At 47.9% G+C, this 16,224-nt stretch carries 18 protein-coding genes; 3 read left to right on the top strand and 15 right to left on the bottom strand.

Annotated features, from left to right (window positions below; all coding sequences use genetic code 11):
- The first annotated feature begins 25 nt into the window (after nucleotides 1–25).
- Genes H579_RS0102295 through H579_RS0102285 form a run of 3 tightly spaced genes read left to right on the top strand, consistent with a single transcriptional unit; the run spans nucleotide 26 to nucleotide 1,999 of the window.
- On the top strand, nucleotides 26–1,378 hold the full coding sequence (locus H579_RS0102295) for an ATP-binding protein (protein ID WP_028299320.1): 1,353 nt from the start codon (nucleotides 26–28) through the stop codon (nucleotides 1,376–1,378).
- Nucleotides 1,375–1,692: a Bor family protein gene (locus H579_RS0102290; protein ID WP_036565088.1), complete on the top strand. Its 318-nt coding sequence runs from the start codon at nucleotides 1,375–1,377 to the stop codon at nucleotides 1,690–1,692. Before H579_RS0102295 ends, H579_RS0102290 begins: the two co-directional genes overlap by 4 nt.
- Entirely contained in the window at nucleotides 1,685–1,999 is a 315-nt protein-coding gene (locus H579_RS0102285; RefSeq protein ID WP_028299318.1) for a hypothetical protein, read from the top strand. Before H579_RS0102290 ends, H579_RS0102285 begins: the two co-directional genes overlap by 8 nt.
- 154 nt (nucleotides 2,000–2,153) lie before the next feature.
- Here the strand turns inward: H579_RS0102285 and gspL are convergent, their stop codons facing one another.
- The 15 genes from gspL to H579_RS27550 form a co-directional block, all read right to left on the bottom strand.
- Nucleotides 2,154–2,879, bottom strand: coding sequence for a type II secretion system protein GspL (gene gspL, locus H579_RS0102280; protein WP_028299317.1), 726 nt, complete (start codon nucleotides 2,877–2,879; stop codon nucleotides 2,154–2,156).
- On the bottom strand, nucleotides 2,876–3,997 hold the full coding sequence (gspK, locus tag H579_RS0102275; RefSeq protein ID WP_036565087.1) for a type II secretion system minor pseudopilin GspK: 1,122 nt from the start codon (nucleotides 3,995–3,997) through the stop codon (nucleotides 2,876–2,878). The genes gspL and gspK overlap by 4 nt, the downstream gene beginning before the upstream one ends.
- An 8-nt stretch (nucleotides 3,998–4,005) precedes the next feature.
- Nucleotides 4,006–4,659: a type II secretion system minor pseudopilin GspJ gene (gspJ, locus tag H579_RS23945; RefSeq protein ID WP_051227236.1), complete on the bottom strand. Its 654-nt coding sequence runs from the start codon at nucleotides 4,657–4,659 to the stop codon at nucleotides 4,006–4,008.
- A complete protein-coding gene (gspI, locus tag H579_RS0102265) occupies nucleotides 4,656–5,309 on the bottom strand; it encodes a type II secretion system minor pseudopilin GspI (protein WP_028299315.1) in 654 nt (217 codons plus the stop codon). Before gspI ends, gspJ begins: the two co-directional genes overlap by 4 nt.
- A gap of 8 nt (nucleotides 5,310–5,317) precedes the next feature.
- Complete coding sequence (gspM, locus tag H579_RS0102260; protein ID WP_028299314.1) at nucleotides 5,318–5,827, bottom strand: type II secretion system protein GspM; 510 nt, start codon at nucleotides 5,825–5,827, stop codon at nucleotides 5,318–5,320.
- A gap of 269 nt (nucleotides 5,828–6,096) precedes the next feature.
- Complete coding sequence (locus H579_RS27555) at nucleotides 6,097–6,666, bottom strand: prepilin-type N-terminal cleavage/methylation domain-containing protein (RefSeq protein WP_028299313.1); 570 nt, start codon at nucleotides 6,664–6,666, stop codon at nucleotides 6,097–6,099.
- A gap of 63 nt (nucleotides 6,667–6,729) precedes the next feature.
- Entirely contained in the window at nucleotides 6,730–7,173 is a 444-nt protein-coding gene (gspG, locus tag H579_RS0102250; protein WP_028299312.1) for a type II secretion system major pseudopilin GspG, read from the bottom strand.
- 214 nt (nucleotides 7,174–7,387) lie between these two features.
- A complete protein-coding gene (gspF, locus tag H579_RS0102245) occupies nucleotides 7,388–8,599 on the bottom strand; it encodes a type II secretion system inner membrane protein GspF (protein WP_028299311.1) in 1,212 nt (403 codons plus the stop codon).
- 1 nt (nucleotide 8,600) lies between these two features.
- Nucleotides 8,601–10,112: a type II secretion system ATPase GspE gene (gene gspE / locus H579_RS0102240; protein WP_028299310.1), complete on the bottom strand. Its 1,512-nt coding sequence runs from the start codon at nucleotides 10,110–10,112 to the stop codon at nucleotides 8,601–8,603.
- Nucleotides 10,109–12,049, bottom strand: coding sequence for a type II secretion system secretin GspD (gene gspD / locus H579_RS0102235; RefSeq protein ID WP_084623828.1), 1,941 nt, complete (start codon nucleotides 12,047–12,049; stop codon nucleotides 10,109–10,111). The genes gspE and gspD overlap by 4 nt, the downstream gene beginning before the upstream one ends.
- Nucleotides 12,050–12,074: 25 nt before the next feature.
- Entirely contained in the window at nucleotides 12,075–13,031 is a 957-nt protein-coding gene (locus H579_RS0102230) for a type II secretion system protein N (protein WP_028299308.1), read from the bottom strand.
- A gap of 11 nt (nucleotides 13,032–13,042) precedes the next feature.
- Nucleotides 13,043–13,816 (bottom strand): type II secretion system protein N, encoded by a 774-nt coding sequence (locus tag H579_RS0102225; protein ID WP_028299307.1) that lies wholly within the window; start codon nucleotides 13,814–13,816, stop codon nucleotides 13,043–13,045.
- Nucleotides 13,817–13,825: 9 nt separating this feature from the next.
- Nucleotides 13,826–14,542: a DNA polymerase III subunit epsilon gene (gene dnaQ / locus H579_RS0102220; protein WP_028299306.1), complete on the bottom strand. Its 717-nt coding sequence runs from the start codon at nucleotides 14,540–14,542 to the stop codon at nucleotides 13,826–13,828.
- A gap of 132 nt (nucleotides 14,543–14,674) precedes the next feature.
- Complete coding sequence (gene rnhA, locus H579_RS0102215) at nucleotides 14,675–15,124, bottom strand: ribonuclease HI (RefSeq protein ID WP_028299305.1); 450 nt, start codon at nucleotides 15,122–15,124, stop codon at nucleotides 14,675–14,677.
- Nucleotides 15,125–15,325: 201 nt separating this feature from the next.
- Entirely contained in the window at nucleotides 15,326–16,123 is a 798-nt protein-coding gene (locus tag H579_RS27550; RefSeq protein ID WP_051227235.1) for a class I SAM-dependent methyltransferase, read from the bottom strand.
- Between the last annotated feature and the right edge of the window lie 101 nt (nucleotides 16,124–16,224).

The raw sequence follows: 16,224 nt of genomic DNA, 5'->3' as shown, positions 1-16,224 counted from the left end.
ACAGCAGATGACAGATGGTTAAGCAATGACGGTTCAGACTTCTCTTCGTCGGCGATTTTTTGTTAACAGCGCTCTGACTCTGTTGGTGGTGATGTGCATCAGTTTGATTGTCGCGGATTATAGTTATCGTTCTGAGCTGGAAAAGTCGGCGGATCAGCGCCTGCGACTGCATATTTTTAATCTGCTGTCGGTGACTGAGAAAACCAAACAATCCATCGAGTTGCCACCTATTTTGCGTAACCCCAGATTTAATACCTTAAATTCAGGTTTATGGGCGCTGGTGCTGGATGATAGTGGCGATTCACTCTGGCAGTCGCTCTCTTTACAGCAATTACCTGAACTCACTCTTGAGACTCAAGATGTCGGCAGTTGGTTAAGAGGTAAGCATCGCTATCAAGGTCAAAACTATCTGACCATGAGCTATAAAATTGCCTGGGAAACGAATAGTGGACAGGAGCACTATCTTTTTATCGTGGCTGAAGATCAGCAGATTATCGATCAGGATGTGGGCCGTTTTCGCTGGTGGCTGGGGATCTGTTTTGCCACGCTGACCTGTGCCTTGCTGTTAGGGCAACATCTGGTACTCAGAAGCTCATTCAGGCCGATTCTTGAGTTGGAAAAAGAGATCTCTGATCTGGAAAAGGGGGAGCAGCAGAAGGTAGAAAAGACCTATCCTATTGAGCTGCATGGGGTTACAGAAAATCTAAATGCGCTGATCCATAAGGAATATGCCCAGCGAGAGAAATACCGTGCCAGCATGGCGGACCTGGCTCATAGCCTGAAAACGCCCTTGGCTATCGTCAAAGGTGAGCTACAGTCAGCAGTCAATCAGAATGATGTGTTGCAAAAAGCGATGGTAAGAATCGATCAGACGATTGAGTATCAGCTCAGGCGGGCGGTTATCTCTGGTCATAGCTTGCTGGAGCAGGGCACAGCGGTCAGTGATGTGTTAGATGATTTGATCGAGGTGCTGAATCATGCCCACCGGGATAGTCAGGTGGATGTGCTGATCGAAATCGCACCTGGGTTACAGTTCTATGGCGATGACAATGATCTGATGGAAGTGTTGGGCAACCTGCTGGATAATGCTTTCCGCTATGCTCGACAGCAGATTAGGGTCACGGCAAAGCAATCACGACAGCAACTGACACTGGTGATTGAAGACGATGGTATTGGCTTTACCGATGAAGAAGCTGCCCAGATCTTTAAGCGGGGTGAGCGTTTGGATCGACAGGATTTTGGTCAGGGCATAGGTCTGGCCGTGGTGTATGACATTATAAACAGTTATCAAGGGTGTATTACGGCTGGCCGCTCCCCCTTGGGCGGAGCCTGTTTTACCCTGGTTTTCCCAAGTAAATTGCAATTGGAGTCCATATGAAAGGGAGATATCTCAAACAACTGCTGATCGTGGTATTGGCTACAGTCCTCAGCGCCTGTTCTTCCGTGACATTACGCACGGATAGTGCAGAGAAAACAAAAAACACCCCGGACTTCCAGCAAAGTTATGATTATTGGTGGTGGGGCCTGAAGGGTAAACACTCCATCAATGTGCGTGAAGTATGTCAGGGGCGTAAGGTTAAGCAGATGCAGTCCGTCGCGACCATATCCAATGTATTTGTCAGTGTCATTACTTTTGGTATCTATCAGCCGCGTACTGCACGCGTGTGGTGTGAGGTAAGCAACAATGGCTAAATTCCGTCTATTGTTTATTCTGACGTCGCTACAGCTAATAACGGCTTGCAGCAGTATGACATTTGTTAATGGCCCTGAGATGGAAAATACCGTCGAAAGGGAGAAATGGCACCATATTGGTTTTAATGGCACCGTTGAGTACAGCCCGCCGGTCGATCTGGAGTATAACTGCGCGAATCAACAGTGGGATAGCGCTACCGTTGAACTGTCATTTTTCAATGCTATCGCTTCAGTATCGCCTTGGGTTCCGTTGTCGCTATACAACCCCTGGACGGTGATTTACGAATGCCGCGAGGCTGTTGATTAATCGTTGATGGATAAACTCTATACAGCGTTAGGCCCGTAGAGAGGATCAGAGGCTGATGCTGTTGAATACTGCTTTACTACAGGTTGACGGGCTGCCAACAGCCGCCTATCTACCCGTCAACCTACGTATCATCTATCAATCTACGTATCATCTATCAACCCGAGAGGGACAGATTGACCAGATAAAGCCCGGCGGCTACCAAGCTTCCCATCATAATCCAGCCTAAATCTCCCAGCTTGGCTTTTTCAGGGCGCACCATATTCCAACGACTCTGGCGCAGCTGATTAAAAAAGCGCTGCCCTTGTTCGTTGTGCATCGACAGGTGTGTGGGCCATTGAATCTGATCTTGTGCCATAGGTTTAGGTAGATTTAATACTATATCTGAGATGGTATTTTGCGCAGCGCCACTGTGTACCTGCCCTTGGTTTCCCTGTCCTGGTTTTTCCTGAGCCTGCGCACAGATGCTTTCCGGTACACACGCTTGCAGCTTAACCTTGCTGGACTTCACCACTTCCAACAGTTGCTCAAACCAAGCTTTGTCACACACGACTACGTTGACACCCTCTTGCTCGGGGGCAACATCCTTACCGGTATAGTGAATCTTTACGTGATCAATATCTTGCGCTAACTGCTCTTCAACCAGAATCGGCACTAACTGCTGAGCATTACGTTTTACCGCCTGGGGCACTTCTACGTTATGAAAACTCAACACGTCCTGTGGCAGTAACAGATACAGGCTAAACAGCTGCTTCTGCTGGGCTAACCAGCTATCAAAGTCTTCCAGATTACCGGCGTGATGCTGACTGTCGTGAGTGATCACTTGCCATTGCAAGGCCGAATCAGAATTCAACTGAATGGATAAAATGATGGCCGCATTCATGATTGCTCCTCCTCCAGTTTGAGAATGGCCTTGTTAAAGGGTAAATAATTACGTTGCAGCACGGTAATGGAACCATCAGCCTGCTGCCTATGAACAATGCTCGTAATATAAGCCAATTGCCCGGAAATATTCACTCGAATACGAATACAAAAATACTGGCTACGTGTGGTCAGTAAACTCTCTAACTTCTCATCAAGATTATTCTTGGTGAGAAACTCTTTCACATTGGTTATCGGTGTAAACTCACGACCGACAACCCATTGTTCTGCTTGTCCCGGTGAACTCTGGGTGACCAGGGCCAGGATTTCCGGCTTGGCCCAGTTTACATTCACTTTGGTGACTTCTGGCAAAATCGTAATATCCTGCTCCAATTTAGCCTGAACGTCAGGAGTGATCTCAGAGTTTTCCAATAAAGCCCATTCACTGAGATTGACCATCCTCTGATCAGCGGTACGATAAGCGGGGCTTTTTAACAGGTAATTATTATCCTCAGCCCCCAATAAAGAGTTGGTCGTATTATCAAGATCCATCCAATCAATGGTTAAATCGACCATTTGCGTAGGTACCTGATGATTAACCAGAATCTGTTTAAAGATTCTCACCTGTGTGGGATCTATCTCGCCCTTATCGTTAATAATATTGCCCAGATTGAAGAACCCGTTTAATGGCTCAACTCGGAGTAATATTTCGCCTTCGCTTTTTCCACTGGCTTCATTTTCAAATTCATCCAATGGAAAACGTTTTAATTGCGCCCAACTATCCTGGGGGTGGTCAAATGCCGCTGCTTCTTGCTGGCTGTCCTTATCCCAATCCTCTTTTAGCAGGGCGATAACATAGGACTCTACGCCTTGAGCGTAAGTCGTCACTCGCTGCTGTTGAAGATAAACGCTGGCTTGCTCTACCTGCACCGCTCCGTTCGTCATCATACGTGCGGCCAAGGCTGCGGCTATGGCAAAGATCAGCATCACACTAATCAAGGCAACGCCTCTTTGATGATGCAACCCTGTTGTGGGGATAGAGACCCTGTTAGCGGGTAGAGCTGGATTATATGGCTTAGCTGTATTGAACCGCTTGACCGGGTTAGAGAGCTTAATAGCTGGAAAAATAAGCTTTTTCATCACGGCACCTATAAGCCATCCAGAGTAATCAAACGCTGAATCAGACCATATTTTTGTGTCTGTATTTTAATATCAACGGCACGGGGGATACTAAACAGATCAATAACGCCCTGATTGTCTTCTACTGGCCAGGTTGTTTGCCAACCAGAGTCCTGCCCTAGCGCTCTGACCTCCAACCCAGATACCTCATTTAACAGAATCTGCACCTGGGGTTCACTATCTTCTGCTCTATCTAACACCGGCCAAATCAAGCGTTGTAACTGTTTATCTTCAACACGATAAGCGATACGTGTCAGATCAGAGTGCTGATCTTCAGGAAAACGCCAGCGTCCCCCACGGGTAAATTCAATGGGGAGCCCCCCCTGATAATTCATACTGAAAGCCGGTGTTGGATCGCCTAAACCGTCCCGTACACCTCGGGCAACCATATGACGAACATCCTGTTCTAATACCACCATGGTTTTCTGCAACAGGCTAAACTCATCGCTGCGACTGGAGGTTTGTTGGTAGGTGTTGACTACACTGTTCAGCATGCGATAGCCCGCAAGACCAATCAGACCAAAAATAGCAACCGCGATAAGTAGCTCTAGCAGGGTGAAGCCGGATTGCCGCTTTTTTAAATCAGTCGGAGTTATAAATAGAATAGGAGTCCGCTCAGTCATCGCTTACTCCGTAAAAATGCAGTCAGCTGAGATAACACAGCGCCTTTATCGCCGTCATCGGCCCGGCGGACTTTAATTTCTAAACGCTTCAGATGCTCGGAAGCGGTATCGATCACTTGGGCAGAGAGCAACCACTCACGCCCAGCCATATTGGCCTCAGCCTTAACCTCGTCTGAATCCGGCGTGGTTTCTGCCAACCGCAATTCGTTTAGCCAGTTATCCGCTACCCAGGCTGCAATCACTTTTTCTTCAACTTTTTGGCTTTGTTTCAGGTAACCACCGGTGGCAGTGATCAACCCTGCGGATGCCACCGACAGAATCGCTAATGCCACCATCACTTCCAGTAACGTAAAACCCTGTTGTCGAGATCTTATACCCTTCCCGATAAGCTTCTTGATATCAGAGTAGGTTGGATAAGCGGAGCGCCATCCGACACTGACTCTGATACCGGATGTTTGTCGGAAGGCACCTTGCGGCTTTTCCGACCTGCAACAACGTATCTGGTTTGGTATTATCCCCAGCCATTTTGCGGTCTTATCACGGGCCTTAGCACTGCTCTTACCATCGGACTGGCCAACGGATTGAGCAACTTTCATAGCCGTAAGCCCGGATAGGATCTTAGTCATGGTGGCATTCAATAGGGCTATCATGGAGGATATCAGAGTGATGCCTGATAAGTGATTTGAATCTGACGGTTTGCCTGCTGCACCTGATGATTCAGAATTTTGGCTCTGCGGGCAATCTGTTGCATAAAGTCGCTGGCTTTACGCTGATCAGCATAGCGGAAGATCAATGTGGATTCTTTACCATCCTGATGCTGATGGCTTACCACGCTGATACGGTAGGCTTTTAACTGGCTTTTTATCCAATCAGGGAAAGGCGCTACAGTAAGGGCACCCAACTGATTAATACGTTCGTAGTTTCTGAGCTGGGCTTTTTCCAGACGCTGTTGCTGGCGGTCTTCTTTTGCTTTCTGTTCAGCAATTTGCTCATGCACTGGCAACCAAACCAGCTTAAAGCCACCGGCTAGAACCAAAAACAGAGCCAGAACTTTCACCGCGAGCTGGTCACGATTGGACTGCTGGGACCACCACAGGCGAACACCCGCGGGCACAAGCTTATGCCAAGGGATATCAACTGAACTCAGGGATGAAAATAACGATGCCACTGGTTATTCCTTGTTCAACGATTCACTATCTTTAGCGATGTCATCTAATGATGTACTCAATAAATAAACATCATGGGCAATGTGATAACTAAGGTGATGATCTGATCAAGTAATGCCATTCCCGATAAGTCTATTGATATCAGAGTCGGTTGGATGGGCGAAGCGCCATCCAACATTTTCTCCGGTATCTGATGGTTGTCGGAAGGCGTCTTACGGCTTTTCCGATCTACAATACCTTATCGGGTTTGATATAAGTCGCGCCTGGTCGCTTAATCATCACCCTGATCAACCAGTTCGATGGCTAAAGCTGAGAAACCGTCCGTTGTCAGCAGCGCGTCCTGTTCCCAATCCTCCAGACTGATGCGGATCTTAGCAGGTGTCAGTAAACCATCAGGATAGATCATAAGTGCTTTATCCTTCGATAACAGCTCGACCTTAAACGTCATTGGCCACTCGGGCTGATAATCCCGCAAGTTTCCTTGTTCCGGGAGTTGCCACTCTCCTTTCAGGCTAAAGTCCGGCTCTTCACCAGGCAAGAGCGTGTTCTGCTCCGTTTCAATCAGCTGCCAGAACTCGAAGGCATAACCTTTGTCGTTAAACACCAAACGAGCCGGTAAACCTTGCTGAATGGCCTGCTGCTGGGCCACTGTGAGCAGATGGTTAACTCGCTGGGCTTCTGCCAACAGATAACGATGCTGCTGACCGCCTCCCCTCAGGGCAACCACCGCCGTCAACATCACTCCGATAATGACCACGACCACCATAATCTCAATCAGGGTAAAACCCTGTTGAGATTGCCTGGCCGGGTTGCGGGGCATCATCTGCTTTACTGGGCTCATCACCCGCTGCACGTTGCCTTAGTTATCACGGTTTTAGTTATCACAGTTTTAGTTATCACGGTTTTAGTTATCCCAGTTACCGATATCGGCATCAACCCCTTCACCGCCTTCCTGGCCATCAGCACCCAGAGAGTACAGATCGAAGTGACGGCTCTTGGTGCCAGGACGAACATAGATATACTCATTGCCCCATGGATCTTGTGGCATGGCATCCAGATAACCGTCAGGATTCCAGTTTTTTGCACTGCCTGTTTTTTCAACCAGTGCCTTCAGACCTTCAGACTGAGTCGGGTATTTAAAATTATCCAGTTTATACATATCCAGAGCGTTGCTGATCTGGCGGATATCATTTTTAGCCACGGTGACACGGGCTTCATCGGGGCGACCTAAAATGGATGGTGCCACCAAAGCACCCAGTACACCCAGAATAACGACCACGACCATAATTTCGATCAGGGTAAAACCCTTTTGCTTTTGTTTATTAAGCTTTTTTGGCTGATTGTTCATATTCTCTTGCTCGCCTGCTCTCTCTAATTTGCTTGCTGCTAGTGTGATGTTCTCTAAATGGTCCATGTGTGACTTGTTTAACTGTTGCACGAAAATCTCCCTGAAAACCGGCTTATGATCTATCTAAAGTTCCTAGCTTAAATACAATCCAAAGAATCTCAATAAATCAGCATGTTAGCGAAAAACAATTGAAACTACTGTTTTATTTCGCAATTTAACCAATCAGCTGATTCATATTCATAATAGGCAGCAAAATAGCCAGAACGATGGTCATCACAACGCCGCCCATCACAATCAGAACCACAGGTTCAAATAACCCCACTACTGTCGCCATTAACGCCTCCAGGGATTGCTGCTGCTGTTTTGCTGCCCGGTTTAACATGGAGTCCAGCTCACCACTGCGTTCACCACTGGCGATCATATAAAGCATCATGGGTGGAAAACGGCCAATGGATTCCAGCGCAGAAAACAAGGAAGTCCCCTCTTTTACCTTCTGCGCCACCCGAGTGATCTGATCTCGCAGGTAATAATTTGGCATCACGCTGCCCGCAATAGCCAGGCCATCCACCAGGGGCACACCACTGCGGGATAAAATACTTAGGGTGCCAGCAAAACGGGCGGCATTCAGACCTCGGCTGATCTTGCGGCTTAATGGGAAATCAACAACCCAGTGATCAACACTGCGACGAAAACCCGGCTTTCGGTAAGCGGATGAAAACAAGAGAAAACCACAACACAGCAAAAGTACCAGATAAAGGCCAAACTGATTCAGAAAATCACTCACAGCAATCAAGCCTGCCGTCAACGGTGGCAGTTCGTTACCGGTGCGAACAAAAACCTTCACCACATCCGGTACAACAACCGCTAAGAGAAAACTCACAATACTGATAGAGGCCACCGTTAACAGCCCTGGATAGAGCAATGCCAGCTGGATCTTTTGGCGGGATTGCTCTTTGTTTTCGGTATAATCGGCCAGTTCATTCAGTACTAAGCCCAAATGCCCCGCGTGTTCACCTGCAGCAACCGTGGCGCGATACATCTCAGGGAAAGCATTAGGAAACTCCGCCATGCTCGCTGCCAGAGTATGCCCCTCCAACACTTTAGAGCGCACCGCAAGCAGCAGGCTCTTGACTTTGGCCTTTTCACTTTGGGCGGCAACCGCCTGCAGCACCTCTTCCAACGGCATCGCCGCTTGCACCAGAGTGGCCATCTGGCGGGTAAACAGGGTCAGCTCCTTACTGGACATCCCAGGACCACCCAGGAAACTTCTGACCTTTTTCTCTTTCTCTGAGACCTGCTCTACAGAAGTGGCAATCAAGCCTTGATCACGCAGTAACTGACGGGCATGGCGGCTGCTATCCGCTTCCACTACGCCTTTTTTCTTTTTGCCCGCTGAGGTCAGGGCCTGATATTCAAATGCTGCCATATTAATCTTCCCGCGTGACCCGCAGTACTTCTTCCAGTGTGGTTTCACCGGCCAGCACCAGACGCATACCATCCTGTCGGATACTGGTATGAAGATTGGCCTTATTGGGATCGGGGCGCAGATAGCGTTCAATGCTCTGCTCACCTTCCTGGCGATGGATCAGGCTGCGAATCTCATCATCGACGGTCAGTAACTCATAGATACCGGTACGGCCGCGATACCCCTGCTGGTTACAATGCTCACAACCCACAGCATGATAGATGTGCACATTATCATGGGGGGCGATACCCAGCAGATCACGCTCGGAGGCATCAGGCTGATAAGGTTCTTTACAGTCATGGCACAATACCCGTACCAGACGCTGAGCCAACACACCTAACAGGCTGGAAGCCAATAGGAAGGGCTCAATCCCCATATCCTGCATCCGGGTGACCGCACCTGCCGCGGTATTGGTGTGTAACGTGGATAGCACCAAGTGACCGGTCAAACTGGCTTGTACCGCGATCTCAGCGGTTTCAAGATCCCGGATCTCACCCACCATCACCACATCAGGATCCTGACGTAGCATGGCACGCAGACCTCGGGCAAAGGTCATATCCACTTTGGAATTCACCTGGGTCTGACCAATACCTTCCAGGTTATACTCGATAGGGTCTTCTACGGTAAGAATATTTCGACAGGCATCGTTTAACTCGGTTAACGAGGTATACAGCGTGGTGGTTTTACCGGAGCCTGTGGGGCCAGTCACCAGAAAAATACCGTGGGGCTTATACAACAGCTGCTTTAAGCTGGCCAACAGCGCAGGAGACATGCCTAACTGAGCCAGATCCATGCGACCGGCATTTTTATCCAAAATACGCAGTACGACACGTTCGCCATTACTGGACGGCATGGTTGAAACGCGAACATCCACTTCACGGCCACCTAAACGCAGCGAGATACGGCCATCTTGCGGGATACGTTTCTCTGCAATATCCAGTTTGGCCATTACCTTGATACGGGAGATCAGCAGAGGCGCTAACTCACGTTTAGGTTCTACTACAGGACGCAGTACCCCATCAACACGGAAACGTACCAGTAAGCGTTTCTCGAAGGTTTCGATATGGATATCTGACACGGCTTCACGAATCGCTTCCTGCAGCAGGCCGTTAATCAGACGAATAATCGGCGCGTCATCCTGTTGATCCAAAAGATCTTCTGTTTCAGAGACCGAATCAGCCAGACTGGCCAGATCCATCTGATCACCAATACCCTGTACCATCTGCATGGTTTTCGAGGAGTCAGACTGATAACTCAGTGTCAGCTGTTGCTCAAACTCAGTATTGGAAATGGTATCTACCCGACTAATAGCGCCCATTAAGCGCTGCATCTCACCCACGGCAGCCCAGTTAATCGGTTCACGGGCGATACATACTAGCTGCTCCTGCTCAAAGTGAGGTAAAACCCCCTGATTTTTAGCAAAGGAAAAGGGTAGCTGAACCAGAGGGGTGATGACAGGTAGTTCTGAACTCATGGCCCTTCCCTGTGCCCATTAAACAGAGTGTCGATATTGCCTTTACCTTTATCCGCACTGACGGATACATCGCCATTCTTGCCTTCCAGGCTATAAATACCCTGATACTTACTTTGGGTTAACTGTTTTAAGCCTGCAATATCATTGATGATTTTAGGTCGCAGAAAAACCAGCAGATTACGCTTAACCTTATTTGTCGATTCACTGCGAAACAGGGCTCCCAGTAAAGGAATATCGCCCAAAAGAGGTACTTTTTGCACGGACTCTACTTCATCATCCTGAATCAGGCCGCCCAAGACAATAGTGTCACCGTCCTGAACAAGAATGGTCGTATCAATAGAGCGCTTATTTGTAATTAAGTCAGCAGAATCCAGAGAGTTGTCAGAAGCCGCCAGTGACGAAACTTCCTGATACACCTCAAGCCGTACACTGCTATCATCGTTAATCTGAGGTTTGACCCGCAAAGTAATACCCACATCTTCCCGTTTGATCGTCGTAAATGGGTTAGTGGTATCCGATGTAGTATTACTGCTACCTGTGATAAAAGGCACATTCTGGCCGACAATAAATTCAGCTTCTTCATTATCCAGTGTCATCACACTTGGCGTGGATAGCAGATTGGAATTCCCCGTTGTTGCCAGCGCCTGTAAGATCACGCCCACATCCAGGCTACCAATCTTATCTGCACCACCGACCAAGGCACCCTTTATTGTACCGATTGACGTTGTACCGCCACTGGCAACCGCACTCACAACATTCTGCGTTGATGTTCCTACATTTGAAAAACTGGTGCCAGCGATAGGGCCGTCAGCAAAATCCCCCAACAACCATTGAACACCCAGCTCTTCGCCATTATTACCAGTAACTTCCACAATCACTGCTTCAATCAGCACCTGGGCGCGACGCACGTCCAGCTGGGAGACCAGGTTGCGTACTTCAGACATTACCGAAGGTTCTGCCCGCACAACCAAAGCATTGAGGGCTTCATCTGCCTGGAACTGATTCGACTGTTGAGTGGTGCTTTTCTCGGAGGATTTCTGAGGTTCATCAATCAGCTTGGATAGCAGTTCAGCAACTTTGGTAGCCTCTGCATAGTTAAGCGGTATGACCTGAGTGATCCCCTTGCTTTCAAAAGGCTGATCCAGGCGGGTTATCAACTCATTAATCTTAGCCCTATCTTTCAATGAGCCTTTAACAATCAAACGGTTGGAACGTTCATCTGCCACGATAGAGAGCTGGCCAACTTTTCTATTACTGGCCTTACCTACTTCAGGCACCAGTTGTTCCAATAACTGAGCCAGATCGCCCACCCAGGCGTGTTTTAACGGAATCACATCAATCTGTTCATCCTGACTGTTGTCCAGACTCCGAATGAGTGTTTTTAATCGGGTAATATTTCCTGCGTGATCAGAAATAATCAGCGCATTGGATGATTGCACCCCGGCCAGATGACCGTACTGAGGTACCAGGGGGCGCAATACAGGGACCAACTCGGACACTTCTGCATTTTTAAGTACAATCACCTCAGTGATAAAATTATCACCTTTCTTCGCCCGGCTGATGCTACCTTCCTGTTTACTGGTCGCGCTGGGGATGATTTTGACCGCACCATCCCCGCTCTCAATGGCCACGTAACCGTGTACATTTAATACGGACAGAAAAAGCTCATACACCGAGTCTGCAGGCATACCTTCCTGAGAGATAATGGTGACTTTACCTTTGACCCTGGGGTCAACAATAAAGCTTTTACCTGTAATATTGGCCACCATGCTGATAAAGGCATCAATCTCTGTGTTCTTGATATTGATGCTACCAGACGGACTTGCAGCCTGAACACTCAATGACAGGCTTAACAGACATACGGCGATAATTTTAGGGTATCCCAAGGTGACCTTAGGACTCGCCGCTAATACTCTTTTAAACAACCTAAACTCCATATTGGCTCCGATAACTCTCTCTCGCTTAGCGACGACCAATCGGCACAGAGACCATAAACTGTCTGCTGCCTCGTTGGATTTCTACATCCACTTCTTTCTGATTTGCCAGAGTGCCCACTAACTGGGCATCCTGATTTGTATTGCCCAACATCTGTCCATTGATAGACAGCACTACATCGCCTATCTTAAGGCCTGCAGATGTCAGGAAAGAAGAATACTGACTCTGGCCGATAAGATACCCCACGCCCGATGGCGCGACACTGATACCGGCTTCATCCAAAACCTGTTGTGGGTTTTCCTCTAACAGCGCCTGATATTTACTCATAAATGCTCTGGGATTCAGACGCTGAATATCACTCCCCAGGCTGGTCTTAGGCAATGACTTTAACGCTTTATTTGTTATTACCTGAGGCTGGAAGCCCTGATTTACTTCTCGCTGAGGTAATGTGTTAAGAGCTTGATTATTTTGCACTAAGGCAGAGGGAACCAGGGTATTCTCCTTGGGGAAAAACAGGGACTCACGCTCTCCCCCCCGCTCAAGTACCACATAATCTGCAAGCACATCCACTAACCTGATACCCGGTTGAAGTTCCGTACCGACAGAAAAATACTCTGTAGGCTGACCAAGCACAGCAATGATGGCCCCGGATGGCCGGTCATCAGTGGAAACAAAAACCGCTTTTAACACCATATTCAAGGCTGTTTTTGGTGCTACAACCGGCTTGGGTTTAGCCGCAACCACAGGTTTGTTGGTGAACAGGTTGCTGGCGATAAAACGTTTATCTAGCGATAAGGGTTCAGCGCCGGCCAGCATCCATTGCTCCATTTTCTGGTTGGATAAGACAACAGGATTATCGGGAGTGGAGATGTACCAGATCAACTGTGACGGCTGCCAGGCGATCACAACCACAATCGCCGCTTTAATTAAGTTCGATAAAATGCCCAAAAAACGGAGCAGATGATGAGTCGCAGTGCTTTCCATAGTCTCGGCCCTTACCAAACCTTCTCTTGATATTTAAACAAGGTCTCATCTGCAGACCGACGGGGCACAGGTAACCCGGGCACACTTTGTTTAAGTCTTCCATAGACTTTAGCGCTTAACCAGCCATCATTTTGTAAAGCCACTTCAGCCAAGGCCTGGTCATTTTGTTGCGTCGTCAAATACCCTACAGCGCCCTTTTCTGAACTGTTTAAGCGCAGTGCCAGCGAAGGATAAGGAATCAATATGGGATCTCTTTTGCCGAGGAAGTAAGTATCGCCACCTTGCCAGGTTATGGCGCCCTGAGCGAATACTTTATTATCAAATTGATAAGTCAGGTGAACATTACGGAAATCGATCTGACCTTCAATCCAGGCTTTATTTTCTTTGAGAAAGGGATTAAGTAATAAAGGGTGCAGTGTCCCCTGAGCTTTAGCCTGAATTCCTGAAAAGCCATCAGGTCCAACAAGCAGCTTAAGGTCTGTTCCTGGGTGTTTGATTTTCAACAAAGCCGGCAGCCCCTGCTGCCAATACAGCAAAGGACTGATATGCCAGCTGAGCTTGAACTCCAAAGGAGCTTGTGGCGTTAGCCTATGACTCAACAGGGCTTCGCCCTGCCAGACTGAGCCGTTCAACTGCGCTATCTGCCAGGCCTTAGGTATTGTGATCTGCTCGTTAATCAATGGCCAGGCCAGACGGGCAGGGAAGTGCGCCAGTAAGCCAATAAACAACACCAGAGCAAACAGCAGAAATAACCGACGTTTTGTTTTTGCCTGAGTTATGGCCATGGGTATTCCTTAACCTTGTAGCTGTTTCCACAAACCGTCAATGGCTTCAATTTTTTCACTGTGTCGGCTTAACTCATCTTCCGAGGCTGTAATAACAGGCAGAGGTGTACGACCTGCCGGTAAACGACGTATCGACAGTACACTACCTGTACCCCCTTCACCCTCATCGTCTTCTGCCGCCAGATTTAAAGCGGTCTGGCCACCGGTCATCATCAGGTAGACATCTGCCAGAATCTCGGAGTCCAACAGAGCGCCATGTAGCTCACGATGAGAATTATCAATGGCGTATTTTTTACACAAGGCGTCCAATGAGTGTCGGGAGCCTGGGTGCATTTTACGAGAAAGTACTAAGGTATCAAGTACCTGGCAATGATCAGCCACTTCGCCATAGTTAACACCATGAGAGTCATTCAGTAGACGGAACTCATGATTGATAAAACCCACGTCAAAGGGGGCGTTGTGGATCACCAGCTGACCACCACGGATAAAATCAAAAAAATCCGCTGCGATCTGACTGAATTCTGGCTTATCGGCCAGAAAGTCATTGGTGATGCCATGAACTTCAACCGCTTCGGCATCAATCTCACGGTTAGGTTTAATGTATTGATGGTAGGTACGGCCGGTAAACTTACGATTGATCAGTTCAACACAACCAATCTCAATAATCCGGTGCCCCTGGGATGGCTCAAGACCTGTGGTCTCTGTATCCAGTACAATCTGTCTCATGGAAAAAGCTGTCTCGTTAAAATCTATCTTCTGTCAATGGCGGTTTGCTTATATTTATCAAGGGTCGACTGCCATCGGTCAAGGATTGGACGCTGATCATTATGGGTTAACGTCTCCCTGAATAAATACGTTTTATCTCTTGGCCAATAGCTCATCCATAGCGATATTGGCCAGCTCATCCGCTCTTTCATTTTCCGGGTGACCTGCGTGACCTTTCACCCATTTCCATTTCACCTGATGCTTTTGCACTTGTTCATCCAGAGCCATCCAGAGCTCTTTATTTTTAACCGGCTTTTTATCTGCGGTTTTCCAGCCCCGCTTTTTCCAATTATGAATCCACTGCGTAATGCCTTGGCGTAGATACTGTGAGTCTGTAGTCAATTCAACTTCACAGGGGCGTTTCAGCAGTCTTAAAGCTTCAATGGCAGCGGTCATTTCCATACGATTATTGGTTGTTTCAGGGTCTGAGCCATAGATCTCTTTTTCAGCATCGCCATAACGTAGAATGGCGCCCCAGCCGCCTGGACCAGGATTGCCTTTACAACCACCATCGGTAAATATCTGCACTACGATGTCACTCAAAACTGTCACCTAACAAACCGTATTGAATTGATTTTTAAAGTAATATAAGCACCCGCACAAACATTTCCGGCATCTAAACTCTTGTTCTCTCCGGTCATTGGCCGGAGGGTGAAAATGTTTATGTTGGTGCACTTAAATATATGCCCAGCTTTGATGTATACACGGCAACACACGGTATTCTGGCTATGAAGAAAGAGTTTCTTATCTTCGCCGTTTTATTGACTCACTGCGAGCCCGTGATAAACCTTTTGTAGACGGTGTTGGCACCACGCCAGGAATAAACTGATTTTGCTGCCATTTTCTTCGAATTGGGGTCGCACAGCCTACCTGTTTTTTTGCCCAAACGATATAGGCTGCGCCAAAATGCCCGCCACCTTCTGATGACTCCAGCCACCGTGTACGCTGTAGCCAGCGATTACTCTTGATAGGTGGGCGTAACATCACGGTTTCAACATCTTCGATACGGTAATCCAGTAGGGTCAGCCAGTCATTTAAGCGCTTAAGCCCAATGAAACGGCCATTCCAGGGGACTGATTTCTTCCAGCGTAGATGGCGACATACCCCCCAGCTACTGACCGGATTAAAACCAACAATAATCAGATGACCTTTATGTTGAGTGATTCGACCGGCCTCCCTTAGCACAACATGAGGCGAGTCAACAAAATCCAGTAGATGATGGATCAGTACTACATCAATGCTGTCGTCAGGAATAGGTAATGCGTGGGCGTCTGCCACCAGCAAAGATTCTCCTGCATCTTTCAGCCATTTAGGGCTCCAGACCATAGGGTGATTGATCTGACTTAGATGTGTCAGCGAAACATAAGGTGATACCCCTAGTTGCAAAAAATGATAACCAAAGGTTTTTGCCAGAAAGGGCTCCAGCCGCTGTTGTTCAGCATCTAATAAGGCTCGCCCCAGTGGTTGTCGCCACCAGTATTCCAGCTCATCCTGAAATGCCTCAAGAAAACGCTTATCTTTCCTGAAACCTTTGAATTTCACATATGCTCCTAATTAACTCTCTTAACAGCCGAATTCCGAATTTTGCTTAGCGCTAACATTTAAACACTAGCCTCTCAAGAGAATCTCGAAACACTTTTGTT

Source organism: Oceanospirillum beijerinckii DSM 7166 (genome assembly GCF_000422425.1).
Taxonomy (GTDB): domain Bacteria; phylum Pseudomonadota; class Gammaproteobacteria; order Pseudomonadales; family Halomonadaceae; genus Oceanospirillum; species Oceanospirillum beijerinckii.
The sequence above is the reverse complement of the archived record's forward strand: the minus strand, read 5'-3'. Positions and strand labels throughout refer to the sequence as shown.